Genomic DNA, 23,825 nt, shown 5'->3' with positions numbered 1-23,825 from the left:
GCGACCCACCCCGGGTCCACCAGGCGCGCCGTGCGAGTTGCCTTCTGTGTCGCGTCTACCTGCTGACTTTCTCCGCTCGGCTAGCGCGTGACGGTCGGCAGGTCGGGACTCGCGACGTCGAACACGTGGCCGGGTTGAGCGAGCAGCGGCACGAGCACCGCCGCCTTGTCCGGCCCGCGATCGGGTGAACCCCACCGTACCCGGCGGTTCTTCGTCAGCTCGAAGGTGACCTGTGTCGAGCCCGCGGACGCGGTCGCGTCGACTGTCTGCAGCTCGGCCCGCACGGACGGTGGCAGGTCGCCCAGCGCGGCGACCGCTGCCCGCGTGGCCGGGTCGTCCGGGCCCGCGCCGGAGATGTCGAACCGCGGCAGGCCGGGCGGCGCCTCCCCGGCGTAGACGGCGCCGGTGGTGTCGACGAGCGCGTCGCCCCGACCCGTCGCGACGACCCCGACGGGCACCCGCTCGACGACGGTGACGGCGACCGTGTGCGGCCACGCCTGCTCCGCCCACGCCGTCGCCACGGCGGGGAGGGCGGCCACCCGAGCGGCGACGGCGGCCGTGTCGACGTCGGCCAGCGGGACGCCGCGGGCGACCGCGGCGGCCGCGATCACCTCGTCCGGAGAGAGGGTCACCGTGCCCGTCACCGACACGCCCTCGACGTCGAACAGGCCGGCGTCGTGGATCAGCACGCGGGCGCCGACGCCCAACCCCGCCAGCACGAGCACCAGCACCACCAGCGCGATCACCCGGCGGCGCCGGAACACCCGGGGGTGGACGGCCGGTGGCCGCTCCTCCTGCACCGGGACGCCGGGTGGCGGTTCCTCCAGGGCCACCGCCCCCCGCCGCCGCGGGCGCGCCATCAGCTGCTCGCCTCGAGCTGCAGCAGGATCTCCGGCCCGAGGACCGTCACATCGCCGGCACCCATGGTGATCACCAGGTCGCCGGGGCGGGCGAGCCCGGCCACCACGGCCGGCACGTCGGCCCACCGCGGCACGTAGTGCACGTGCTCGGCCGGCAACGGCACCGCGTCGGCGACGAGACCGCCGTTCACGCCGGGCTCGGGGTCCTCGCGGGCCCCGTACACCTCGAGCACGACGACCTCGTCGGCGAGCCCGAGCGCCGTGCCGAAGTCGGCGGCGAAGTCGCGGGTGCGCGAGTAGAGGTGCGGCTGGAACGCCACGACCAGCCGACCCGGGCCGTCTGCCAGCACGTCGCGGGCGGCCCGCAGCTGCGCGGCCACCTTGGCCGGGTGATGGGCGTAGTCGTCGTAGACGGCGACGCCCTTCGCGCGGCCGCGGAACTCGAAGCGCCGCCGCACACCGTCGAACACGGCGAGGCCCTCGAGCATCCCCTCGACGGTCGCCCCCAGCTCCAGGCCCGCCAGCAGCGCGCCGAGCGCGTTCATCGCCATGTGCTCGCCGGGCACCGCCAGCCGCAGCCGGTGCTCGACGCCGCCGTGGCGCAGCAGCGTCCGCGAGCCGGTGCCGTCCGGCTGGTAGTCGAGCAGGGTGGCCTGCGTGTCCGCGCTGCGCCCGTAGCGCAGCACCCGGACGCCCGCGGCCTCGGCGTCGGCGGCCAGCGCCGCGGCGCCGGGGTCGTCGACGCAGGTCACGAGCGCACCGCCGGGTGTGATGCAGCGGGCGAAGTCGCGGAACACGGCCTCGTACGCGGCGGGGGTGCCGTAGTGGTCGAGGTGGTCGGGCTCGACGTTCGTCACGACCGCGACCGCCGGGGAGAACGCCAGGAACGAGCCGTCGCTCTCGTCGGCCTCGGCGACGAAGACCTCGCCGCTGCCCTCGTGCGCGCCGGCGCCGGACGTCAGGTCGCCGCCGATCGCGAAAGACGGATCGAGACCGCAGTGCTGCAGCGCCACCGTCAGCATCGACGTGGTGGACGTCTTGCCGGCGGTGCCGGCCACGCAGGCCAGCCGCCGGCCGGCCGTCAACGCGGCGAGCGCCTGGGCGCGGTGCACCACCGGCAGGCCGCGCTCGCGGGCGCCGGCCAGCTCCGGGTTGGACTCGCGGATGGCGCTCGACACCACGACCGTCGCCGGGGCGGGCGGCAGGTGGGCGGCGTCGTGGCCGACCGACACCTCGGCGCCGAGCGCCCGCAGCGCCATGACGGCCCGGGAGTCCTTGGCGTCCGATCCCGAGACGGTCAGCCCGCGGGCCAGCATGATCCGGGCGATGCCGTTCATGCCGGCACCGCCGATCCCGATGAGGTGCACCCGCTCGGCGAGCTCGACGGGGCCGGTGCCGGCGGTCATCGCCCGCCCCCGTCCACCACGCCGCGAGTTGCCCCGTTCGGGACGGTGAGTTGGCCGGACCGGTACTTCCACCGGCCGTCAGGATCCGGGCAACTCGCCGTCCCGATCCGGGCAACTCGCGGTCCTGGACCGGGCAACTCGCGGTCCTGGACCGGGCAACTCGCGGTCATCCGCGCGCCACCTCCAGCACGATCTCCGCCATCCGGTCGGCCGCGTGCGCGTGGCCGGACGCGCGGGCCGCCGCGCCCATCGTGGCGAGGCGTTCCGGGTCGGTCAGGATCGGGACGAGCTCGGCGAGCACCCGCGGCCCGTCGCACTCGGCGTCGACGACGAGCAGGCCGCCGCCCTTCGCGACGACCGGGGCGGCGTTGAGCGCCTGCTCGCCGTTGCCGATGGGCAGCGGCACGTACATCGCCGGCAACCCGACCGCCGACACCTCGGCCACGGTCATCGCGCCCGCGCGCCCGAGCACGGCGTCGGCGGCGGCGTAGGCGAGCGGCATGTCGTCGAGGTAGGGCCGGGCGACGTAGCCGGGCAGGTCCGGCCCCGGGGTGCCGGCCTTGCCGTAGGAGTGCAGGACGGCGATGCCGGCGTCGACGAGCCCGGGCAGGGCCTCGGCGACCGCGTTGTTGATGGTGCGCGCGCCCAGCGAACCGCCGAACGCCAGCAGCACCGGACCCTCGGCGGGCAGGCCGAACTCGGCGCGGGCCTTGGCGCGCAGCCCGGCCCGGTCGAGCCCGGTGATCGACGCGCGCAGCGGGATGCCGACCAGCTCGGCGCCGGGCAGCCCGGTGTCCGGGGTGGCGGCCGCGACCCGCGCGGCGAACCGGGCGCCCACCTTGTTGGCGAGGCCTGCGCGCGCGTTCGCCTCGTGCACCACGATCGGGACGCGCCCGCGCGCGCCCAGGTAGGCCGGGAGCGCCACGAACCCGCCGAACCCGACGACGACGTCGGCGTCGACCTCGCGCAGCACCTCGCGGACGCGGCGCACGGCCGCGCGCACCTTGCCGGGCAGCCGCAGCAGGTCGGCCGTCGGCTTGCGGGGCAGCGGCACGGGCGGGATCAGCTCCAGCGGGTAGCCCCGCGCGGGGATCAGCGTGGTGTCGAGGCCGCCCTTCTCGGTGCCCAGCGCCGTCACCCGTGCGTCGGGGGCGAGCCGGCGCACCGCGTCGGCGACGGCGAGGGTGGGTTCGATGTGACCGGCGGAGCCTCCACCGGCCACCACCACCGAGACGGACATTCGGGACTACCTCCGGGAACTGGTGCGCTGGGCAGGGGGACGGGCGGCGGGCGCCTTGTACGGCTGCGGCGCCGGCAGGCGCAGGAACCGGGTGACGCGCCCGGTGAACCGGCCACCGCCGCCCTGCTGGCGGAGCGCCGCGATCGCCTCCGGCTCGTGCCGGGCGGCGTTGGCGAGCAGGCCGAACACGAACATCGTGACGACCAGCGACGTGCCGCCGGAGCTGATCAGGGGCAGCTGCAGGCCGGTGACGGGCAGCAGGTTGACGACGTAGCAGACGTTGATGGCGGCCTGGGCGACCAGCCACGTCGTGCAGGACGCGACGACGATCTTGAGCCACGGGTCGGTGTTGCGGGCGGCGATGCGCAGGCCGGTGTACGCAAGCAGGCCGAACAGGGCCAGCACGAGGAACGCGCCGACGAACCCCAGCTCGCCGCCGATGACGGCGAAGATGAAGTCGTTGTGCGCCTGCGGCAGGTAGTACTTGGCGCGCCCCTGGCCGAGGCCCACACCGAACAGGCCGCCGTCGGCGAGCGAGTACAGCGACTGCTTGATCTGGTAGCCGCTCTTGAGCGCGGCGTCGCTGTCGGGGGCGAAGAACGCGGTGACGCGGGCGAGCCGGTAGCTCGCCGACAGCGCCAGCACCAGCGCGCCGATCATCGCGCCGCCGACGAGCACCGCGAGCAGCCGCAGCGGTGCCCCGGCGTAGTAGAGCAGCGCGATGACGACGATGCCCATCGAGATCGTCATGCCCAGGTCGGGCTGCAGCACGAGCAGCGTGAGGATCACGACGGTCACCGGCACCACCGGCGACAGGGCGTACTTCCAGCGGTGCATGACGGCGCGGCGGGCGGCGAGGACGTGCGCGCCCCACAGCGTGAGCGCCACCTTCACCCCTTCCGACGGCTGGAAGGAGAAGCTGCCGATCGCGAACCACGCCTTCGACCCGTTGCGCTCCACGCCGACGGCGAGCACCGCCACCAGCAGCAGCACCGAGATCACCAGCAGCGCCGGTGCCCAGGAGCGCAGGGTGCGGGGAGGCACCCGCATCGCCAGCCAGAAGAGCGCGAGCCCCGGCACGCAGAACATCAGCTGCCGGGTGAACACCGAGTACGACGAGCCGTTCACCGTGTAGGCCTGCACCGACGACGCCGACAGCACCATGACCAGCCCGAACAGCGTCAGGATGGCGAAGATGCCGAGCACCAGGTGCAGCGAGGTCAGCGGGCGGCGCAGCCACTGCTGCACGGCGAGCAGGGCCCGGCCGATGCCGTGGCGGGCCTTGCGCATGCCGTCCTTGGGTGTGACGGGCGGTGCCGCGGTCATGCGCCGATCCCTGCGCCGGCCTGCGCGCGGGCCGCGTCGGCGAAGGCGTTGCCGCGTTCGGCGTAGTCGCGGAACTGGTCCATCGACGCGGCTGCCGGGGCGAGCAGCACCACGTCGCCGGGTTCGGCGAGCTCCGTCGCGGCGCGGACAGCAGCAGGCATCACCCCGGTCATGGCCCCATCGTCACCCGCGGTGACCTCCCGTACGGGGACGTCGGGCGCGTGTCGCGCGAGAGCCGCCAGTACGGCCGAACGGTCGACACCGATCACGACCACCCCGCGCAGCTGCCCGGCCACCTCCGCGACGAGGTCGTCGACGGACGCGCCCTTGAGCAGCCCGCCGACCACCCACACCACGCGGTGCCCGTCCTGCGCGGCGAAGGAGGCGCGGGCGGCGTGCGGGTTGGTGGCCTTGGAGTCATCGACGTAGCCGATGCCGGCGTGCTCGGCGACGACCGCGCCGCGGTGCCCGCCGGGCCGGAAGGCGGCCAGGCCGGCGGCCACGGCGGCCGGGGTGACGCCGTGCGCGCGGGCCAGCGCTGCCGCGGCCAGCGCATCGGTGAGGCCGGGCGGGCCGCCGGGCGTCACGGAGGCGACGTCGGCGAGCGCGACGTCCCCGAACGCGCGGTCGACCAGCTCGCCGGCGGCGATGCCGAGCTGGCCGGGGCCGGGGACGTGCAGCGTGACGCCGACCCGGCGCGGCGCGGGGGCCGCGGCGAGGAGCACGGCGGCGCGCGGGTCGTCGATGCCGGCGACGGCGACCGGCCCGACCAGCGCCCTGGCCTTGGCGGCGGCGTAGGCGGGCATCCCGCCGTGCCAGTCGAGGTGGTCCTCGGCGACGTTGAGCACGCACCCGGCCGCCGGCACGACCGACGGCGACCAGTGCAGCTGGAAGCTCGACAGCTCGACGGCGAGCACCCGGTGCCCGGCCGCCACCGCGGTGACCACGGGCAGGCCGATGTTGCCGCAGGCCACGGAGTCGTGGCCGGCCGCGCGCAGGATCGAGTCGAGCATGCCGACCGTCGTCGTCTTGCCGTTGGTGCCCGTGACGACGAGCCACGTCGGCGGCTCCGGCCGGGCTGCGCCGAGCCACCACGCCAGCTCGGGCTCCCCCACGATCGGCGCGCCGGCCTTCGCGGCGGCGGCGACCAGCGGGTGGTCGGGGCGCCGTCCGGGCGAGGTGACGACGAACGCGGTGCCGTCCGGGACGGCGTCCGGGTCGTCCCCGGCGACGGCACCGGCCGGCAGGTCGGCCAGGGCGGCCGGGTTCGCGTCGGTGACGGTGACGTGCGCACCGGCGGTCACGAGCGCCTCGGCGGCGGCAAGGCCGGAGATCCCGGCCCCGGCCACGAGCACCCGGGATCCCGCGATCACCGGCGGCGTCACAGGCCTGCCGATTCCGTCAGCCACTCCGAGTAGAACAGGCCGAGGCCCAGGGCCGCGCACATGGCGGCGAGCAGCCAGAACCGGATGATCACCGTGGTCTCGGCCCAGCCGGCCAGCTCGAAGTGGTGGTGGAACGGGGCCATGCGGAAGACCCGCCGTCGGGTCGTGCGGAACACCGCGATCTGCAGCGCCACGGACAGTATCTCCACCACGAACACCCCGCCGATGACGACGAGCAGCAGCTCGGTGCGGGTGACCATGGACAGGCCGGCGACCAACCCGCCGAGCGCCAGCGAACCGGTGTCGCCCATGAAGATGCGGGCCGGCGCGGCGTTCCACCACAGGAACCCGATGCAGCCGCCCATCGCCGCGGCGGCGACGATCGCCACGTCGAGCGGGTCGCGCACCTGGTAACAGCCGGCCGCCGACAGCACCGCGCAGCTGTTGCGGAACTGCCAGAACGCAATGATCGTGTACGTGGCCAGCACCATCGCCGACGTTCCGGCGGCGAGCCCGTCGAGCCCGTCGGTGAGGTTGACCGCGTTCGACCACGCCCCGATGACGACGTAGGCGAACACCACGAACCCGACCGCGCCGAACGACAGGATCGCGATGTCGCGGACGAACGACAGGTTCGTCGAGGCCGGGCTGAGCCCGTCGGCGTTGCGGAACTGCAGCGCCAGCACGCCGAACACGATCGCGATGACCAGCTGGCCGACGAGCTTCGCGGTCTTGTTCAGGCCCAGGTTGCGCTGCCGGCGGATGCCGATGAGGTCGTCGAGGAACCCGACGATGCCCAGCGCCGTCGTGAGGCCCAGCACGAGCAGCGCCGACACCGACACCGGCTCGTTCGACAGCAGGTGCGCGACGACGTAGCCCAGCCAGATCGCGATCAGGATCGCGACGCCGCCCATCGTCGGCGTGCCGCGCTTGGCCTGGTGGGTGGTCGGGCCTTCGGCACGGATCTCCTGGCCGAAGCCCTGCCGCGCGAAGAACCGGATCAGGTACGGGGTCAGCAGGATCGCGACGGCCAGCGCCACCCCGGCCGCGATGAAGATGCCCCTCACCGGGCGTTCTCCCCGGCGAGCAGCTGCGCGGCGATGCGTTCCAGACCGGCGACCCGGCCGGCCTTGATCAGGACGACGTCACCGGGGCGCAGCGCGTCGCGCAGCAGCTCCACGGCGGCGTCGACGTCGGGGACCTCGTGGGCGCCGGCGAACGTGGCCGCGTAGCCCGTCGGCCCGACGGCGACCAGCTCGGCCACCCCGGTCTCGCGGGCGGTCGTGGCGACGGAGGCGTAGGCGGCGTCGATCTCCGTGCCGAGCTCGCCCATCGGCCCCAGCACCGCCCACGTGCGCCGGCCGGCGCCCAGCGCCTCCAGCGCGCGGAGGCCGGCCCGCATCGAGTCCGGGTTGGCGTTGTACGCGTCGTTGACGACAGTGACGCCGTCGGACCGGTCGGTGACCTCCATCCGCCACCGCGACGCCGGGGTGGCGGCGCTGAGCAGCTTCGCGACCGTCTCGACGTCGACGCCCAGCTCCACGGCGACGGCGGCCGCGGCGAGCGCGTTCGACACCTGGTGCTCGCCGACGAGCTGCAGCGCCACCGGCGCGCTACCGGCCGCCGTGACCAGGGAGAACCGGGGACGGGCCGCCTCCAGCCGCACGTCCTCGGCGCGCACGTCGGCGCCGGCGCTGCGACCGAACGTGACGACCCGGCCGGCGGTGCGCGGGGCCATGCCGAGCACGTTCGGGTCGTCGGCGTTGAGCACCGCCACCCCGCCCGGGGCCAGCGACTCCACCAGCTCGCCCTTGGCCTGCGCGATGCCCTCGACGGAGCCGAACTCGGCCAGGTGCGCCGAGCCGACGTTGAGCACGACCGCGACGTCCGGCGTGACGATCCGGGCCATCCCGGCGATGTGCCCGGCGCGGCGCGCCGAGTACTCCAGCACCAGCGTGCGGGTGGTCTCGTCGGCGCGGAGCGCCGTCCACGGCATCCCCAGCTCCGTGTTGAACGAGCCGGGCGGCGCGACCAGCGGCCCCAGCGGCGCCAGCAGCGCGGCGACCAGGTCCTTCGTCGACGTCTTCCCGGCGCTGCCCGTGATGCCGACCGTGCGCAGCTGCGGCAGCTGCGCCATCTGGTGGCGGGCCAGTGCCGCCAGCGCGGCCAGCACGCCGGCGCCGGACCCGTCCGGGTCGGTGGCGCCCAGGTAGGTGTCGGTCGAGCGCTCCCCCAGCGGCACGACCACGCCGGGAACGTCCAGGTCGCGCGCGGTCAGCACGCCCGTCGCGCCGGCGGCCAGCACGTCGGGCACGAAGTCGTGCCCGTCGACGCGGGCGCCGGGGAGGGTGAGGAACAGGGTGCCGGGCCCGGCCGAGCGCGAGTCGAACTCGACGGCGGTGACCCGCTCGTCCCCGCTCGCGCGGTGCAACCGGCCTCCGGTCACGGCGGCCACGTCGGCCAGCCGCATCTCGATCATGAGTCGTGCTCCCGTAGTGCTGCCTCGAGTTCTGCAGCATCGTCGAAGGGGTGCACGACCCCGTGCACCTCCTGGCCCTTCTCATGTCCCTTGCCGGCGACGATCACGGCGTCGCCGGGACGAGCAGCGGCGACGGCGGCGGCGATGGCGGCGCGCCGGTCGCCGATCTCCCGCACCTCGTGGTGCGCGGGCTCGGCGAGCGCACCCTCCAGCATCGCGGCCCGGATGGCTGCCGGGTCCTCGCTGCGCGGGTTGTCGTCGGTGACGACGAGCAGCTCCGCCCGCGCGGCCGCAGCGGCTCCCATCAGCGGCCGCTTGCCGCGGTCCCGGTCGCCACCGCAGCCCAGCACGACCAGCAGCCGGCCCGGCACCTGCGCGCGCAGCGTGTCCAGCAGGGCGGCCACCGCGGCCGGCTTGTGCGCGTAGTCGACGATCGCGAGGAAGTCCTGACCGGCCTCGATCCGCTGCATCCGGCCGGGCACCCGCACGTCGGCGAACCCAGCCGCGGCCACCTCGGGGGCGACCCCCACCGCGTGCAGGCAGGCCAGCGCCACGAGCGCGTTGGCCACGTTGAACAGGCCCGGAAGCGGCAGGCGCAGCGGCACGGCGATCCCGTCCGGGCCGTCGACCACGCAGGTCTGGGTGCCGTCGGCCGCCGACGTGACGTCCCGGGCGCGCCAGTCGGCCGCGCCGCCCGTGGCGACGGTGACCGCGTCCGGCACGCGCGCGGCGAGCGTGCGCCCCCACTCGTCGTCGACGCAGATCACGGCGCGCGGTGCGCGGCCGTCGAACAGGCTCGCCTTCGCCGCGAAGTAGTCGTCCATGTCGCGGTGGAAGTCCAGGTGGTCCTGCGACAGGTTGGTGAACGCCACCACCGCGAACCGGGTGCCGGCGACCCGGCCCTGCACCAGCGCGTGGCTGGAGACCTCCATCGCCACGTCGGTGACGCCGGCCTCGCGCATCACCGCGTACGTGGCCTGCAGGTCCGGCGCCTCCGGGGTGGTGAGCGCGCTCCGCACGTTCCGTCCGGCGATGCGGGTGCCGGCGGTGCCGATCAGTCCCGCGACCCGGCCCGCGGCGACGAACCCGGCCTCCAGCAGGTGCGCCACCGTCGTCTTGCCGCTGGTCCCTGTGACGCCGACGACGCCCAGGTGCTGCGTCGGGTCCCCGTAGACGCGGGCCGCGGCCACGCCCAGCACCGCGCGCGGGTTCTCGTGGACCAGCACGGTGCCACCGTTCAGGTGCTCCGCCCCGGCCGGATCGGTCAGCACCGCGGAGGCGCCGCGGGCCAGCGCGTCACCCGCGTACTCGGCGCCGTGCGCGCGGCTGCCCGGCAGGGCCGCGAACAGGTCGCCGGGGCCCACGTCGGAGGCCCGCAGCGTGACCCCGGAGACGAGCGCGCCGGCCGCGCCCGTCATGTCGGCGCCGGTCAGCGCGGCCAGCTCACCCGCGGTCGCAGGGACCACGGTGCGCGGCCGCGTGATCGCAGCCGGCACGGTCGTCGGGCTGGCGGATGGCACGCGCGGAAGGCTACCGAGAGCCCCACCGGCCCCCTCGGGCGCACCGCTCGTGCCGCGGCCGTCACGGCCCGGAACGTCAACAAGCCGAACCGTGTTCAGGGCACCACCAGCGTCTGCACCGGCGGCGGCGCATCCGAGACGGGGAGCCGCTCGCGCTGGCCCAGGTAGCTGGCGATGTCGTGGAAGAGGGGTGCGGCGCTGGTGCCGCCCTGCGGGGCGTCCAGCATGATCGCGATGACGTAGCGCGGGTCGTTCGCGGGCATCATCCCGGCGAACGTGATCCAGTACGTCGACGCCGAGTAGCAGCCGCAGCGCGGGTCCACCTGCTGCGCCGTGCCGGTCTTGCCGGCCACCTCGTACCCGGGCACGGCGGCCTGCGGGCCGGTGCCGGTCTGCTTCGGCGCCTTCTGCGTGACGGCGACGAGCATCGTGCGCAGCTTCGCGGCGGTCTCCGGCGACACCACCTGGACCCCGGCGGGTGCCGGGGGCACGGTCCGCACCCCGTCGGGGCCGGTGGTGGACGCGATGATCCGCGGCGGGATGCGCACGCCGTTGTTGGCCACCGCCTGGTACATGCCGGCCATCTGCAGCACCGTCATGGACAGGCCCTGCCCGATCGGCAGGTTGCCGAACGTCGACCCCGACCAGGTGTCGCGCGCCGGCACCCGGCCGGCCGACTCGCCGGGCAGCCCGACGTCGGTGCGCTGGCCGAGCCCGAAGCGGGCGAGCATGTCGGCGAACCGCTCCTCCCCCACCTTCTGCGCGGTCATGATCGTGCCGACGTTGGACGACTTCGCCAGGACCCCCGTCAGCGTGTAGTTCTCGGTGCCGTGCTTCCACGCGTCGTTGACGGTGCGGTCGGCGACCTTGATGCTGCCCGGCACGGCGAGCACGTCGTCGGGCTTCGCGACGCCGTACTCCAGCGCCGCCGCCATCGTCACGACCTTGTTGACGGAGCCGGGTTCGAACGGGCTCGACACCGCGGGGTTGCCCATCTGCTCGCTCCGCGCGTCGGCGAGGTTGCGCGGGTCGAACGTCTCCCCGGTGGCGAGCGCGCGCACCTCACCCGTCCGGGAGTCCAGCACGACGGCCGACGACGTCGCCTTCGCGCCCGTGCGGGCCACGTAGTCCGACAGCGCCTTCTGCACCGTGAACTGCAGGTCCGAGTCGATGGTGAGCTGCATGCTCGACCCCTGCACGGCGGCCCGCTCGAACCGGGTGCTGCCGGGGATGACGGTGTTGCTGTTCTCCGCCGTGTCGACGACGCGCAGCCCGTCCGAGCCGGCGAGCAGGTTCTCCTGCGAGCTCTCCAGGCCGATCCGGCCCGTCAGCTTCTTCCCGTCGGCGTCCCAGGTGGCGACCCCGACCAGGTTCGACGCGAGCGATCCGGCCGGGTACTGCCGGTCCTCCCGGCGCTCCTCCGCGATCTCGACGAACCGGTCCTCCAGCTGCCGCGCGTCCGCGGGGTCCACCAGCTTCGCCAGCACCACGTACCCGCTGTCGCGGGTGATCAGGTCGTACATCGCCTGCTGGTCCTGGTGGGTGACCTGAGCGACCTCGGCCGCCATGCGCGTGACGTAGGCCTGGTAGTCGTCCTTGTGCCCGTCCCGGATGGTGCGCGGGTTCGTCACCAGTGCGCGGGCGTCGACGCTGAACGCGAGCGGGCGCCCGTCCCGGTCGACGATGGCGCCGCGCTCGGCCGGCAGCAGGATGGGCGTGCTGGCCTGGCGCTGCGACGCCTTGGTCAGGTCGCCGGCGTCGATCGTCTGGACGGTCACCAGCTTCAGCGTCGCGACCGCGAGGACCCCGACCAGCAGCAGGCGGCCCATCCGCAGCCGCACCGGCAGCCCACCCGTGCGGGCGGGCCGGCGCGGCGCCGGGCGGCGGACCGGCGGCGGCGGTGCCGCGCGCACAGGTCTCCTGCGGGTCGGGGCAGTGGGCATCAGCCGCGCCCTGCGCCGGCAGCGGGCGGGTTCTGCTCGGTGGGGGTCTGCTCCTGCTGGGTGGACGCCTCGGAGGTCTCGCCACCGGGCTGGGCGGCGGCGTCCGGCGCGGGCGCCGGCTGCTCGGCCGCGGGGGGCGCGGGCGGTGCCGGACGGCTGGCGGCCCGCGGCTGGCCGACCACCGACGACGTGCCGTCGGGCGCGACGACGATCCGGGCCGGGTCACGGACCACGACCAGCCCCAGCGCCTCGGCCTGGCGCGCGATCTCCGGGGCCGACTCCTTCGTCGCGACCTCCCGGCGCAGCACCTCGCTCTGCTCCTGCAGCGTGCGGGCCGCCGAACGGGCGTCCGTCAGCTTGTAGGAGTCGGCCGCGGCGGCGGTGGACAGCCACAGGATCGCGACGAGCCCGATCCCCAGCAGCGCCATCACCAGCAGGACGAACGGGGTGCGTCCCGGCGTGGCCGCGGCGCGCCCCAGGCGGTAACCGGCCCACAGCCCGCCCAGGCGCCGCAGCCGGTCGTCGCGACGCTGGTACGCGCGCTCGGCAGCTCCCCGACGGGAGACGCCCTCGGTGCCGCGCCCCCGACCCGCGGCACCGGTGCGGCGCGACCTGGTGCGCTGGTCGGGGATCGTGGGCGTCCCGGTGCGCGGACGCTCTGTCACCGGTGCACTCATGCGACCCTCCCGTCGGTCGTCCGCCTGATGGTCATGGCTGGCGCCGTTCAGCGATCCGCTCGGCGGCGCGCAACCGCACGGGCGCCGCCCGCGGGTTGGCGGCGATCTCGTCCTCGTCGGCCTGCTCGGCCCCGCGGACGAGCAGCGTGAACTCCGGGCCGTGCCCGGGCAGCTCGACGGGCAGCCCCACCGGGGTGGTGGACGCCGCGCGCGCCGCCAGCTCGCGCTTGACGATGCGGTCCTCGAGCGACTGGTAGGAGAGCACCACGATGCGCCCGCCCACGGCGAGCGCGTCGAGCGCGGCGGGCAGGGCGGCGCGCAGCGCGTCCAGCTCGCCGTTGACCTCGATGCGCAGGGCCTGGAACGTGCGCTTCGCCGGATGCCCGCCGGTGCGCCGCGACGCCGCCGGCACGGCCTCGTACAGCAGCTCGACGAGCTCGGCGCTGCGCCGCAGCGGCGCCTGCTCGCGCCGGCGGGCCACGGCGGCCGCGATGCGGGAGGCGAACCGCTCCTCGCCGTACTCGCGCAGCAGCCGGGCCAGCGCCGGCACCGGGTAGGTGTTGAGAACGTCGGCGGCCGTCGGCCCGGTCGTGGGGTCCATCCGCATGTCGAGGTCGGCATCGCGGGAGTAGGAGAAGCCGCGCGCCTCCGCGTCCAGCTGCAGCGACGAGACCCCGAGGTCGAACAGCACGCCGTGCACCCGGGGGATGCCCAGCCCGGCCAGCGCTTCGCCGATGCCGTCGTAGACGGTGTGGACGAGGTGGACGCGCTCGGCGTGCGCGGCGAGCCGGCGCCGGGCGATCTCCAGCGCGTCCGGGTCACGGTCGAGCCCGACGAGCGTCAGCCCCGGGTGCCGCGCCAGCAGCGCGGCGGCGTGCCCGCCGAGGCCGAGGGTCGCGTCGACCAGGACGGCCCCGTCGACGGACAGCGCCGGCGCGAGGAGCTCGGCGACACGGGGTAGGGCGACCGGTACGTGCCTGGCCCCAGCCGGCACGGCCCCGTCGTCAGGGTGCTGTCCCACCCTTGCCTCCCTAGCCCCGTGTCGCCGTCACCCCCGATGCCCCGATCTGCCGGTCACGAACGTTCCCGACGTCACCGCCGTGGGCCGAGTGCCGCGGCGATGCCCCCACCCGGCGGACCTGGCACCGGGGAAGGTGCGCCAGGGCCACCGGGTCGAGACACCGCCGCAGCGCGCCGGGTCCGTCCCACCGTCAGATCAGGCCGGGGAGCACCTCCTCCTGCGCCTGGGCGTAGGTGTCCTCGTGCCTGTCCTGGTAGTCCTGCCAGGCCTGCGCATCCCAGATCTCGGCGCGCGTGAACGCGCCGATCACCACGCAGTCCTTGGACAGTCCGGCGTAACGGCGGAGCTCCGGGGTGATGGCGATGCGGCCCTGACCGTCGGGGTTCTGCTCGTCGGTGCCGGAGAAGAGGTTGCGTTGGAAGACGCGCGCCGACTCGCTGGTGAGGGGAGCCGAGGCCACCTTCCTGGCGAGCTCGCCGAAGGCCTCCTTGGTGAACACGTACAGGCAGTGGTCCTGCCCCTTCGTGATCATCAGTCCGCCTCGCAGCTCGTCCCGGAACTTGGCGGGCAGCGTGAGCCGCCCCTTGTCGTCCAACTTGGGGGTGTAGGTGCCGAGAAACACCGGCCCGACCTCCCCTGGGCTGGGCTGGAGGACCCTCGTGCCCCCAGCGATCACCACATTACCCCACTTCCCACCACCGTCAAACCGCGAAGCGCCCCCAAGTCCCCCGGTCGGTGCATGCTTTCGCAGGTCAGAGCCGGTGGGGCGAGGTGGGGAGGCCGGCGGCCGCTTCACCGCTCCGGGTGTCGAAATCGGCCGGAATCGCGCGCGGAACGGCCCGGGAACGGGTTTCCGCGGCGGTGGTGGGGTGAAGTGGGGGGCCCGGGTGGGGGCGCCGCGGGCCCGGGTGGCTGCGATGGGGAGGTCGCGCCCTCTCAGCGGTTTGACAGACTGGGTGCGACGCTGGACGCAGCACAGAGGGTGGGGCCCAGGACCGCGGGCCCCACGGGGCACACGCGAGGAGGTCGGGTGACCGCGACGAGCAGCCGGGCCGGAGCCGACGGCAGCCCCGACACCGGTCTCGCCCCGGCCGCGCTGGCGGAGGTCGCCGACCTGGCCAACCGGATCGCCGGCTCGATCGGCCGGATCATCGTCGGCAAGCCGGAAGTCGTCCGGATCGCGCTGATCACCCTGCTCGCCGAGGGTCACCTGCTCGTGGAGGACGTGCCGGGGGTCGGGAAGACCACCCTCGCCAAGGCGCTCGCCCGCACCATCGACAGCGCGGTCAGCCGCGTCCAGTTCACGCCGGACCTGCTGCCCGGCGACATCACCGGGATGTCGATCTACAACCGGCAGACCTCGGAGTTCGAGTTCCGGCCAGGGCCGGTCTTCGCCAACATCGTGATCGCCGACGAGATCAACCGCGCCTCGCCGAAGACGCAGTCGGCGCTGCTGGAGGCCATGGCCGAGCGCCAGGTCACCGTCGACGGCAACACCTACCAGCTGGCCAGCCCGTTCATGGTCGTGGCGACGCAGAACCCGATCGAGATGGACGGCACCTACCCGCTGCCGGAGGCCCAGCGCGACCGCTTCACGTGCCGGGTCAGCGTCGGCTACCCGGACGCGGCCGCCGAGCTCGCCATGGTCGACGAGCACGCGGGCGCCGACCCGCTGCGCGTCCTGCGCCCGGTCACCGACGGCCGGCGGGTCGCCACCGTCGTCGAGATGGTCCGCCGCATCCACATCGGGCAGGAGGTGCGGCAGTACTGCGTCGAGCTGGTGGCGGCCACCCGCCGGATGCCGGACGTGCGGCTCGGCGCGTCCCCGCGGTCCACGCTCCAGCTCGTCCGCGCGGCGCGGGCGCAGGCCGCGCTCGCCGGGCGCGCCTTCGTCGTGCCCGACGACGTGCAGGCCGTGGCCGTGCCCGTACTCGCCCACCGGCTGCTGCTGACCCCGGACGCGGTCGCCGCCCGGCGCTCGGCCACCGATCTCGTCCGCGGGCTGGTCGGCCGCTCCCCCGTGCCGGCGCCCGGCCGGCCGGGCTGACGTGTCGTCCGGTGCCACCCGGCAGGCCCTGGCCCGGGGGCAGCGGGGACGCCTGGCCGGGCTCACCACCCGGGGGCGCTGCCTGATCGCCGGCGGCATCGCCACGGCCGCCTGCGGGCTCGTCCTCGACGAGCGGGACCTGCTGCGCATCGGCGTGTTCGTCGGGCTGCTGCCGCTGCTCGCGGTCCTGTTCGCCGCGCGGGTGCGCCGGGTGATGGCCGTCGCGCGGACCGTCGACCCGCCGCGGCTGCCCGTCGGATCGGACGCGGCCGTGGTGCTCGCGCTGCGCGGGCCGGCCCTCGTCGGGGCGCTGCGGCTGATCGACACCGTGCCCGACGCCGCCGGTCCCCTGCCCGCGGCGCCGCCGCGGTTCACCGTGCACCGCCTCTCCGCCCGCGGCCGGGCCGAGCTGCGTTACCCGATCCGGCCGGTGACGCGCGGCGTGCACCGCATCGGACCGCTGACCTGCACGATCTCCGACCCGCTCGCGCTGGCGGAGTTCGAGCGCGAGCTGGCCGGCGCCACCCGCGTGCTCGCGCTGCCGCGCACCGCGCCGCTGCGCGGCCTGCCCCCCGCGCTCGGTGCCGGCGAGGGCACGCCCGGTGCCGCGCTCGCCCACCAGGGGCAGGGCACGTCCGACGTGCTGGTGCGGCCGTACCGCGCGGGCGACGAGCTGCGCCGCGTCCACTGGCGCAGCACCGCCCGCCACGACGAGCTGATGGTGCGGCTCGAGGAACGGCCGTGGCGCGGCGGCATGACCGTGCTCCTCGACCGCCGCGACGAGGCGCACCGCGGGCGCGGCGCCGACTCCAGCCTGGAGTTCGCGGTGAGCCTCGCCGGCAGCGTCTGCGCCCACCTCATCGGCCGCGGCGAGCCCGTCACCCTCGTCACCGAGGACGGCGTCGAGGTGCTCGGCAGCGGCGGCCCGTCCGGCGAGGCCGCCACCGGCGGCCACGTCACCGCCATCGACCCGCTGCTCGACGCGCTCGCCTCCCTGCGCGCGTCCGCGCGCAACGACCTCGTGGGACCGGCCTTCGACCGCACGGGCGACGTCGTGGCCGTGCTCGGCGCGATCCGGCCCGGCCAGCTCGACGCGTTCCTGGCCCGGCGGGCGAGCGGCGGGCACGCCGTGCTCCTCGACGTCGACACGTGGGACCCGGCGAGCGGCCGGGCGGGCAGCGCCGACGCAGCCGCCACGGCGCTGCGACGGGCCGGCTGGCGGGTCGCGGTGGCCCGGGCCGCAGATCCGCTCGAGCAGGTGTGGGACGACCTCGTCGCCGGTGCCGCCCCGGAGCGCACCGGGGGCAGGTCATGAACCACGGTGCGGCCGGGCCGAGGTCGACGTCGATCAAGGGCGGAATGTCGCTCGCGGAGATCGACTGGCGACAGTTCGCCCTTGATCGGCGCGACCTCGCCCGGCCGGTCGCCGCCGTGAACGCGCCGACCGGGAGCGGAGCACGTCGGCGCTCGCCGGCGCCGTGCCCAGGTCCGACACTCGCCCCGGCCGGTCGACGCGTCCCCGCCGCCAGGAGGCCGCGATGAGCCCCCCGACCGCTGAGGGGCGCAAGCCGGTGCCGTGGGGCATCGCGCTCTGCTCCGGCCTGGCGGTCGCACTGGCGTCGGCGCCCGTCTCGGCCGTCGTGCTGGAGCTGAGCTGGCTCGGCGCCGTGATCATGACGGTGGTGGTCGTGGTCGCGGTCGGGCTGGCCCTGCACCGAGCCGGACCGGCCGTCGTCACCATCGGGCAGCTGGTGGCGGTGCTGATGCTGCTCACCGCCCGGTTCGGCGACGGCGGGTTGTTCGGTCTCGTGCCGGGGCCGGCCACGTTCGCCAGGTTCGGCGAGCTGCTGACCGGCGCGGGCGACCAGATCAGCACCACCATCGCACCGGTCCCGGCCACGCCGGAGATCCTCTTCCTGATCACGATGGCGTTCGGGCTGGTCACCACGGCGGTGTACCTGGCAGCGGTCGGGGCCGGCGCGCCCGCCGCGGCCGGGGTGCCGCTGCTCGCGACGTTCGCGGTGCCCGCGGCGCTGGCCGACGCCCTGCTGCCGTGGTGGGCCATGGGCGCCGCCGCCGCCGGGTTCGGCCTGCTCCTCGTCGCCCGACGAGGCGCTCGCCGGCAGCTCGTGGGCGGCGTCGCGCTCGTCGTCGTGGGCGGGGTGCTGGCGCTCGCGGTCGGGTCCGTCACCGGCTTCGTCGGCACTGCCGGACGGTTCGCCGACCTCGACGGGCCGGGCGGATCGGGCGGATCGACGGGGGTCGGGCTGTCGCCGTTCGCCGCGCTGCGCGGCCAGCTCACCCAGAGCGAGCCGACGCAGCTGTTCGCGGTCGGCGGCCTCCCCCGACCCACCTACCTGCGCGCGCTCACCCTGCGGGACTTCCAGCCCCAGTCGGGTTGGACGGTCGCACCGCCCGATCCGGGGCCGCCCCTGCCCGGCACGCTCACCGCCGACCCGGCCGGGGGCGACATCGCCGACGTCACGATCACCAACCTCGCCTTCCGCGACTACTGGCTCCCCCTCTACGGCCAGCCCCTCGGCGTCGGCGGGCTGACCGCGAACCGCTGGTCGTACGACGTCCGCGACGGCACCGCCTACACCGCCCGGCCCCGCCAGGAGCAGGGGTGGACCGAGCGCACCCTGCTGACGCAGCCGACCCTGCAGCAGCTGCGCGACGCGCGCGGTCCGGGTCCCGGCTCGGAGTTCCTCGACGCCGCGCGGGTGGACCCGCGGGTCCGCGACATCGCCCGCCAGGTCGTGGGCGACGCCGACACCGCCGTCGACAAGGCCGTCGCGCTGCAGGAGTACTTCACCGGGCCGGCCACGCAGTTCCACTACGACCTGTCCACGGCGCCGAGCGGCGGCGACGACGCCCTCGTCGAGTTCCTCACGGTGGGCAAGCGCGGGTTCTGCGAGCAGTACGCGTCCGCGATGGCGGTGATGCTGCGCGCCGTCGGCGTGCCGTCCCGCGTCGCGATCGGGTTCACCGGCGGCGTCCAGGACGGCGACCGGCGCGTCGTCAGCACCTCCGACGCCCACGCCTGGGTGGAGGCGTGGGTCGCCGGCGTCGGGTGGACCACGTTCGACCCCACCCCGCTGGCCGACGGCCGCACCATCACCCCGCCCTACGTCGCGGAGGCGCTCGCCGAACGGCAGGCCGGCGGCACCGATCCGCAGGACGAGCAGGCACCGGACGCGAAGGGGCCGGACACCGCACCGGTGGCCGAGCCGCCGCCGCCGTCCGAGCCGCAGGTGCCGGCAGCCGCCGACGACCCGGCCGGTGGCGGCCTCCCGCTGTGGCCGTTCGTGGTGGTGCTCGTCCTGGGGGCGCTCGGGCTCGCGGGGGCGGCACCGTCGATCCTGCGCCGGCGGCAGCGGGGGCAGCGGCTCGCCGCCGTGGCCGGCGGCGGTCAAGGAGCCGCGGCCGCGGCCTGGGAGGAGCTGCTGGCCGAGTCGGCCGACCGCGACCTGATCACCCGATCGAGCGACACCGTCCGCGGCACGGCCCGCCGCATGATCCGCGAGCACCGGCTCGACTCGGAGGCGCAGACCGCGCTTCGGCACGTCGTCGGATCCGTCGAGGCCAGCTGGTACGGCGGCGGGCATCCCGCGCCGGGTGAGCTCGTCGAGCCGGTGCGGGTCGTCCGGGAGGCGATCGTCGCCGGCACCCCGCTGACCCTGCGCGAGCGGGTGCTCCCCCGCTCCGTCCTGCGCCGCGGCGCCGGATCGGTCCCCGACGAGGAACGCGTGCCGGCCCACACCTGAGAACCACGACGGGCCGCCACCCCGGAGGTGATCCGGTGCGACGGCCCGTCGAGAAGACCTGAGAGCTGCTACTCCTGCTCGAAGCGGCGGCGGAAGCGCTCTTCCATGCGGCCGGTGAACCCGCCGCGCTCCTTCTCCGCGTCGGACGACTTCTTCTCGGCGCCCTGCTGGCCGCCGGACCCGATCGACGTGACCGCGAGGACCGCGCCGGAGAGCATCGCGAGGAACCCGACGATGCTCAGCACCGGGAGGCCGCCGAGCCACAGCTGGCGCACCGCCACCCCGACGACGAGGAGCACCAGCCCGACAACGAATATGGCCGCACCCTGGAACCGGCGCCGGCGGGTCGGTCTGCCCAACCCCTTCCCGCGCACGGTGGAGGCGAACTTGGGGTCCTCGGCGTAGAGCGCGCGCTCGATTTGCTCGAGCAGCCGCTGCTCGTGCTCGGAGAGGGGCATCGCTTGGCCTCCGGCACTTGTCATCCAGTCGGTCATCATCCCTGGTGCCGGAACGACGCGACAACCGCCCAGGACGGGCGGTTACTCATCAGGATACGAGTCCGACAGCGTTGCGACTACCCGGACTCTTCAAGCGGCCGGATCGGATGTATCGATGGCCGCGTAGACGTCGCCAAGACACCATTATGACGTCAGATCCTGATGCTTGACATCACGATGGCGTCACGACTCTCCGTCATGCGAGTGGCCGCCGCGCCAGCGCGTGCAGACGGGGGGCGACGGCCAGCAGCCCCGGCTCCCCTGCCCCGAGTGCCTCCAGCTCCGTGACCAGACCCGGGCCGTCGTCGCGTGCCGAACCAGGCACCCAGCTCTCCAGCACGCCGTCGCCCTGCAGCAGCTCGACGAGCAGCCCGCCGTCCTCGAGCAGGGTCCGCAGCGGGCCGGCGTCGAGCCTGCGGCGCACGCCGTCGCGCTCGCCGAGGCGGCCGTCGGGATCGGTGAGCAGTGTGCGCGCCTCGGTCAGGCGGCCGGCGATCGTGCGGGCCAGCACCGCGGCCAGCCGGCCGGTGACGAGCACCGACACCGCGCCACCGGGCTTCCCGGCCGCCGCGAGCGCGGCGACGGCGGCGCGGGCGTCGTCGACCACTTCGAGCAGGCCGTGCCCCAGCACCAGGTCGGCCCCGCCGACCGGCACCGCGTCGGCCAGCGCGTCGACGTCGCCCTGGACCGCGGTGACCAGGCGATCGACCCCGGCCTCCCGGGCGCGCCGCTGCAGCGCGGCCAGCGCGTTGGGGCTGTGATCCACGACGGTGACCGCGCACCCGAGCCGGGCGAGCGGAACGGCCCACGCCCCGCTGCCGCCGCCGACGTCCAGCACGGCGGGCGCCGCACCCGGCGCGCGCTCCTGCGCGGCAGCCACCTCGGCCGCGACCGCGCGGAACACCTGGCCGCCTCCGGCGCGATCACCTGCCTGCACAGCGGCAGCCTAGGACACGGCCCTCGGGCGCCGTCGCCGGCGCGACCGGGGCCCGAAGGTCGCGAACCAGCCAGGGTCGACGGTGGACCTCGCAGAGGTTGAGGCGTCCTCGCAGAGGTTCGACCTCCTGCGAGGTCGACCTGAGGTCTGCGAGGTGCTGGTTGCAGCGTCGGTCACACGAGTGCGCGAGGCGGGAGCGCCGCAGGCGCGGCCGAACAAGCACAGAGTACGTTGGCCGGGTGCTGGTGGTCGCCGCGTTGAGCCTCAAGGGCGGTGTGGGCAAGACGACGGTGGCGCTCGGACTGGCCGGCGCCGCGCAGCAGCACGGCGTGCCCGCGCTGGTCGTCGACCTGGATCCGCAGGCCAACGCCACGATCGCGCTCGACGTCGGCCCGACGGCCGCCACGGTGGCCGATGTGCTGGACGATCCGCGCCCGTCGGTGGTACGCCGGGCGATCGCACCGAGCGGCTGGGGCGAGGGTCTCGACGTCCTCGTGGGGGCGGAGCAGAGCGAGCGGCACAACCATCCCGACCCGAGCGGCACGCAGCTGACCCGGCTGCGCCGGGCGCTCGAACGGCTGGAGGCCACCGACGAGGACCTCGCCGGCCCGTACCGACTCGTGATCATCGACTGCCCGCCGTCGCTGGGGCAGCTCACGCGCAGCGCGCTGGCCGCGGCGGATCGTGCGGTGCTGGTGACGGATCCCACGATGTTCGCGGTGTCCGGGGTGCAGCGGGCGTTCGACGCGGTGCAGGCGGAGCGGGCCCGGGGCAACCCGGAGCTGCAGCCGCTCGGGGTGTTGATCAACCGGGTGCGTCCGCGCAACACCGAGCACGCGTTCCGCATCGACGAGCTGCGCGAGCTGTTCGGGCCGCTGGTGTTCACGGGCGTGCTGCCCGACCGTTCGGCCGTGCAGCAGGCGCAGGGTGCGTGCCTGCCGATCCAGCGGTGGGACACGCCGGGCGCGCGGGAGATCTCGGCGGTCTTCACCGGGCTCCTGGGCCGGCTCCTGCGCTCGGCCCGCCGCGCCGAGCTGGCCGCCCCGCCGCCGACGCACTGAGCCGACGCACTGAGCCGACGCACTGAGCCGACGCCGGCTGAACGGGTCAGCCGGTGAGCATCCCCCGCACCAGCTCCACGAACTCCTCGGACTGGCGCAGCAGGTCGTCGGCCTCCCGGCGGCCGACGAGCCGGGCGATGCCCGCTTCGGCCGCAGCCCGGGTGGCGGAGCAGGCGGCGAAGAACGCGGCCCACTCCCCCAGCTCCGGTGCGACCTCGGCGGTGAGCTGCCAGACGTTGCGGCTGCCGCGCCGCCGGCTGGGCGGTGCGGCGGGTGCTGCCCGCACGGCGAGCACGGCGGCGGCCGCCCGCAGGGCCGCCAGGTAGGCGGCCGGGTAGCGGACGAGCGGGGCCGGGTCGCGTCGGGCCTCGGCGAGCCCTTCCGCGGCCTGCCGGAGCAGCGCGAGCGCGCTGCGGGACACGGGTGGCGAGACGGGCGCGCGCCGCGGCGCGGGCACCCGGGACCCGATGGCGGGCCGATGGTCGGTGACGGTCATGGTGCACTCCTCCCGGAGACTCGGCTGCTCATTCACGGACCCGGACGAGGTCCCAGACGCCCGGCCCGGACCGCATCCGCAGCACGAACTCGCGCGGGTCGGCCTGCGGGTCGTCGGCGGCCCTGGCGACGACGTGCCAGCAGCGCAGCTGGTCGCCGCCGATCGGTTCGGGCGACGGGAACGGCCAGGGCGAGGTCTCGATCCAGCGGCGGCGCACGTCGGTGACGAGGAACCGCGATCCCTTGCGCAGTGGCCGGCGTTCGAACTCGACCGGCTCGCCGTCCTGGTAGCGCACCTGGATCGAGGCCGGTTCCCGCGATCCGAACACACGCGCCCACGTGTCCACGGTCTGCACATCCCCTCCCCGGAGCCCCCGGCGACACGGCCCGGCAGGCGGAGCGCTTCCCCCGCCCGCCTGCCGGGCCCAGCGTGATCGAACTAATGTTCGATGTCTCCAGTAGGCCATGCCGGCGGTCCGGAGTCAAGCCGGGGCGACACCGTGCCCGCACCGCGACGGCGTGGTGAGATGGAGGGCGTGACCACGGCACCTGCGCGCCGTCTCGTCGAGCTCGGACCAGAGGACCTCGCCGCCCGCCTCGACGAGGCCCTGCAGGTCTACGTCTCCGCGATGGGCTACCCGCCCAGCACGGCGCGGCAGCGCCGGGCGCTGTGGCTCGACCACGTCCGCCGTCCTGGCTGGCGCGCGGTCGGCTGGGTCGACGACACCGGCGCGCTGCTCGGCATCGCCTACGGCTATCCGGGCGGACCGGGCCAGTGGTGGTTCGAGGAGGTCCGTCGGGGTCTCCGCACCACGCCCGGCGGCGACCCGGGCTGGGTGCGCGACTACTTCGAGCTCACGGAGCTGCACGTGCGCCCGGACGCGCAGGGCTCCGGGCTCGGCGAGAGCCTGCTGCGCACGCTCGTGGCCGGCAGCGACCGCTCGCACGTGCTCCTCTCGACGCCCGAGTACGGCGCCGCCACCCCGGGCCGGGCGTGGCGGCTCTACCGCAGGCTCGGCTTCCGGGACGTCCTGCGCGACCACCGCTTCACCGGCGACACCCGCCCGTTCGCCGTGCTCGGCCGCACGTTGCCGCTCGATCCGCCGGCGGCGGAGCTCGGGACGGACCCCGGACCCGCCTGACCGGGATGGCACGATGAGGCCC

Annotated in this window: 21 protein-coding genes; 5 read left to right on the top strand and 16 right to left on the bottom strand. The window is 75.3% G+C overall.

Annotation, left to right across the window (positions count from 1 at the left end; genetic code table 11):
- Positions 1-80 precede the first annotated feature (80 nt).
- The 12 genes from ACQEVB_RS21345 to mraZ all read right to left on the bottom strand — a co-directional run bounded on the left by ACQEVB_RS21345 (position 81) and on the right by mraZ (position 14,479).
- Complete coding sequence (locus tag ACQEVB_RS21345; RefSeq protein WP_432974096.1) at positions 81-860, bottom strand: FtsQ-type POTRA domain-containing protein; 780 nt, start codon at positions 858-860, stop codon at positions 81-83.
- Positions 860-2,266: a UDP-N-acetylmuramate--L-alanine ligase gene (gene murC, locus ACQEVB_RS21340; RefSeq protein ID WP_432974094.1), complete on the bottom strand. Its 1,407-nt coding sequence runs from the start codon at positions 2,264-2,266 to the stop codon at positions 860-862. Before murC ends, ACQEVB_RS21345 begins: the two co-directional genes overlap by 1 nt.
- Positions 2,267-2,432: 166 nt before the next feature.
- Positions 2,433-3,506 carry a UDP-N-acetylglucosamine--N-acetylmuramyl-(pentapeptide) pyrophosphoryl-undecaprenol N-acetylglucosamine transferase gene (locus ACQEVB_RS21335; protein WP_432974092.1) on the bottom strand — a complete coding sequence of 358 codons (1,074 nt, stop codon included), beginning with the start codon at positions 3,504-3,506 and terminating at the stop codon, positions 2,433-2,435.
- 6 nt (positions 3,507-3,512) lie between these two features.
- On the bottom strand, positions 3,513-4,832 hold the full coding sequence (gene ftsW / locus ACQEVB_RS21330; protein ID WP_432974090.1) for a putative lipid II flippase FtsW: 1,320 nt from the start codon (positions 4,830-4,832) through the stop codon (positions 3,513-3,515).
- Positions 4,829-6,217, bottom strand: coding sequence for a UDP-N-acetylmuramoyl-L-alanine--D-glutamate ligase (gene murD, locus ACQEVB_RS21325; protein WP_432974088.1), 1,389 nt, complete (start codon positions 6,215-6,217; stop codon positions 4,829-4,831). Before murD ends, ftsW begins: the two co-directional genes overlap by 4 nt.
- Entirely contained in the window at positions 6,214-7,284 is a 1,071-nt protein-coding gene (gene mraY / locus ACQEVB_RS21320; RefSeq protein ID WP_432974086.1) for a phospho-N-acetylmuramoyl-pentapeptide-transferase, read from the bottom strand. The genes murD and mraY overlap by 4 nt, the downstream gene beginning before the upstream one ends.
- Positions 7,281-8,696 carry a UDP-N-acetylmuramoyl-tripeptide--D-alanyl-D-alanine ligase gene (locus ACQEVB_RS21315; protein WP_432974084.1) on the bottom strand — a complete coding sequence of 472 codons (1,416 nt, stop codon included), beginning with the start codon at positions 8,694-8,696 and terminating at the stop codon, positions 7,281-7,283. Before ACQEVB_RS21315 ends, mraY begins: the two co-directional genes overlap by 4 nt.
- Positions 8,693-10,114, bottom strand: a complete 1,422-nt coding sequence (locus tag ACQEVB_RS21310) for a UDP-N-acetylmuramoyl-L-alanyl-D-glutamate--2,6-diaminopimelate ligase (RefSeq protein WP_432980471.1) — start codon at positions 10,112-10,114, stop codon at positions 8,693-8,695. Before ACQEVB_RS21310 ends, ACQEVB_RS21315 begins: the two co-directional genes overlap by 4 nt.
- Before the next feature lie 197 nt (positions 10,115-10,311).
- Positions 10,312-12,159 carry a peptidoglycan D,D-transpeptidase FtsI family protein gene (locus ACQEVB_RS21305; protein ID WP_432974082.1) on the bottom strand — a complete coding sequence of 616 codons (1,848 nt, stop codon included), beginning with the start codon at positions 12,157-12,159 and terminating at the stop codon, positions 10,312-10,314.
- Positions 12,159-12,836 (bottom strand): hypothetical protein, encoded by a 678-nt coding sequence (locus ACQEVB_RS21300; RefSeq protein ID WP_432974080.1) that lies wholly within the window; start codon positions 12,834-12,836, stop codon positions 12,159-12,161. The genes ACQEVB_RS21305 and ACQEVB_RS21300 overlap by 1 nt, the downstream gene beginning before the upstream one ends.
- A 31-nt stretch (positions 12,837-12,867) precedes the next feature.
- Positions 12,868-13,857 (bottom strand): 16S rRNA (cytosine(1402)-N(4))-methyltransferase RsmH, encoded by a 990-nt coding sequence (gene rsmH, locus ACQEVB_RS21295; RefSeq protein WP_432974078.1) that lies wholly within the window; start codon positions 13,855-13,857, stop codon positions 12,868-12,870.
- A 190-nt stretch (positions 13,858-14,047) separates the two neighbouring features.
- Positions 14,048-14,479 (bottom strand): division/cell wall cluster transcriptional repressor MraZ, encoded by a 432-nt coding sequence (mraZ, locus tag ACQEVB_RS21290; RefSeq protein ID WP_432974076.1) that lies wholly within the window; start codon positions 14,477-14,479, stop codon positions 14,048-14,050.
- A 408-nt stretch (positions 14,480-14,887) separates the two neighbouring features.
- Here mraZ and ACQEVB_RS21285 point away from each other — a divergent pair, with 408 nt between their 5' ends.
- The 3 genes from ACQEVB_RS21285 to ACQEVB_RS21275 all read left to right on the top strand — a co-directional run bounded on the left by ACQEVB_RS21285 (position 14,888) and on the right by ACQEVB_RS21275 (position 19,671).
- Positions 14,888-15,904: an AAA family ATPase gene (locus ACQEVB_RS21285; protein WP_432974074.1), complete on the top strand. Its 1,017-nt coding sequence runs from the start codon at positions 14,888-14,890 to the stop codon at positions 15,902-15,904.
- A gap of 1 nt (position 15,905) precedes the next feature.
- Positions 15,906-17,219 (top strand): DUF58 domain-containing protein, encoded by a 1,314-nt coding sequence (locus tag ACQEVB_RS21280; protein ID WP_432974072.1) that lies wholly within the window; start codon positions 15,906-15,908, stop codon positions 17,217-17,219.
- 223 nt (positions 17,220-17,442) lie between these two features.
- Positions 17,443-19,671, top strand: coding sequence for a transglutaminaseTgpA domain-containing protein (locus ACQEVB_RS21275; RefSeq protein WP_432974070.1), 2,229 nt, complete (start codon positions 17,443-17,445; stop codon positions 19,669-19,671).
- Positions 19,672-19,739: 68 nt separating this feature from the next.
- Here ACQEVB_RS21275 and ACQEVB_RS21270 read toward each other — a convergent pair whose 3' ends face one another.
- Entirely contained in the window at positions 19,740-20,129 is a 390-nt protein-coding gene (locus ACQEVB_RS21270; protein WP_432974068.1) for a DUF3040 domain-containing protein, read from the bottom strand.
- A gap of 235 nt (positions 20,130-20,364) precedes the next feature.
- Positions 20,365-21,105 carry a class I SAM-dependent methyltransferase gene (locus tag ACQEVB_RS21265; protein WP_432974066.1) on the bottom strand — a complete coding sequence of 247 codons (741 nt, stop codon included), beginning with the start codon at positions 21,103-21,105 and terminating at the stop codon, positions 20,365-20,367.
- Positions 21,106-21,344: 239 nt separating this feature from the next.
- On the opposite strand from ACQEVB_RS21265, the gene ACQEVB_RS21260 reads away from it, so the two are divergent.
- Positions 21,345-22,166, top strand: coding sequence for a ParA family protein (locus ACQEVB_RS21260; RefSeq protein WP_432974064.1), 822 nt, complete (start codon positions 21,345-21,347; stop codon positions 22,164-22,166).
- 46 nt (positions 22,167-22,212) lie between these two features.
- Here ACQEVB_RS21260 and ACQEVB_RS21255 read toward each other — a convergent pair whose 3' ends face one another.
- Positions 22,213-22,662 (bottom strand): SAV_6107 family HEPN domain-containing protein, encoded by a 450-nt coding sequence (locus tag ACQEVB_RS21255; protein WP_432974062.1) that lies wholly within the window; start codon positions 22,660-22,662, stop codon positions 22,213-22,215.
- Between the two features lie 28 nt (positions 22,663-22,690).
- Entirely contained in the window at positions 22,691-23,017 is a 327-nt protein-coding gene (locus ACQEVB_RS21250; RefSeq protein WP_432974060.1) for a hypothetical protein, read from the bottom strand.
- Between the two features lie 171 nt (positions 23,018-23,188).
- Here ACQEVB_RS21250 and ACQEVB_RS21245 point away from each other — a divergent pair, with 171 nt between their 5' ends.
- Entirely contained in the window at positions 23,189-23,803 is a 615-nt protein-coding gene (locus ACQEVB_RS21245) for a GNAT family N-acetyltransferase (RefSeq protein WP_432974058.1), read from the top strand.
- Positions 23,804-23,825 lie beyond the last annotated feature (22 nt).

The organism is Pseudonocardia sp. CA-107938 (genome assembly GCF_050936315.1).
In the GTDB taxonomy this organism is placed as follows: Bacteria; Actinomycetota; Actinomycetes; order Mycobacteriales; family Pseudonocardiaceae; genus Pseudonocardia.
The sequence above is the reverse complement of the archived record's forward strand: the minus strand, read 5'-3'. Positions and strand labels throughout refer to the sequence as shown.

Coding starts and splice junctions, on each gene's coding strand:
- ACQEVB_RS21345 (WP_432974096.1), bottom strand. CDS start 860: ATGGCGCGCCCGCGGCGGCGGGGGGCGGTGGCCCTGGAGGAACCGCCA.
- murC (WP_432974094.1), bottom strand. CDS start 2,266: ATGACCGCCGGCACCGGCCCCGTCGAGCTCGCCGAGCGGGTGCACCTC.
- ACQEVB_RS21335 (WP_432974092.1), bottom strand. CDS start 3,506: ATGTCCGTCTCGGTGGTGGTGGCCGGTGGAGGCTCCGCCGGTCACATC.
- ftsW (WP_432974090.1), bottom strand. CDS start 4,832: ATGACCGCGGCACCGCCCGTCACACCCAAGGACGGCATGCGCAAGGCC.
- ACQEVB_RS21315 (WP_432974084.1), bottom strand. CDS start 8,696: ATGATCGAGATGCGGCTGGCCGACGTGGCCGCCGTGACCGGAGGCCGG.
- ACQEVB_RS21310 (WP_432980471.1), bottom strand. CDS start 10,114: ATGACGGGCGCGGCCGGCGCGCTCGTCTCCGGGGTCACGCTGCGGGCC.
- ACQEVB_RS21305 (WP_432974082.1), bottom strand. CDS start 12,159: ATGCCCACTGCCCCGACCCGCAGGAGACCTGTGCGCGCGGCACCGCCG.
- ACQEVB_RS21300 (WP_432974080.1), bottom strand. CDS start 12,836: ATGAGTGCACCGGTGACAGAGCGTCCGCGCACCGGGACGCCCACGATC.
- ACQEVB_RS21275 (WP_432974070.1), top strand. CDS start 17,443: ATGAGCCCCCCGACCGCTGAGGGGCGCAAGCCGGTGCCGTGGGGCATC.
- ACQEVB_RS21270 (WP_432974068.1), bottom strand. CDS start 20,129: ATGCCCCTCTCCGAGCACGAGCAGCGGCTGCTCGAGCAAATCGAGCGC.
- ACQEVB_RS21255 (WP_432974062.1), bottom strand. CDS start 22,662: ATGACCGTCACCGACCATCGGCCCGCCATCGGGTCCCGGGTGCCCGCG.
- ACQEVB_RS21245 (WP_432974058.1), top strand. CDS start 23,189: ATGGAGGGCGTGACCACGGCACCTGCGCGCCGTCTCGTCGAGCTCGGA.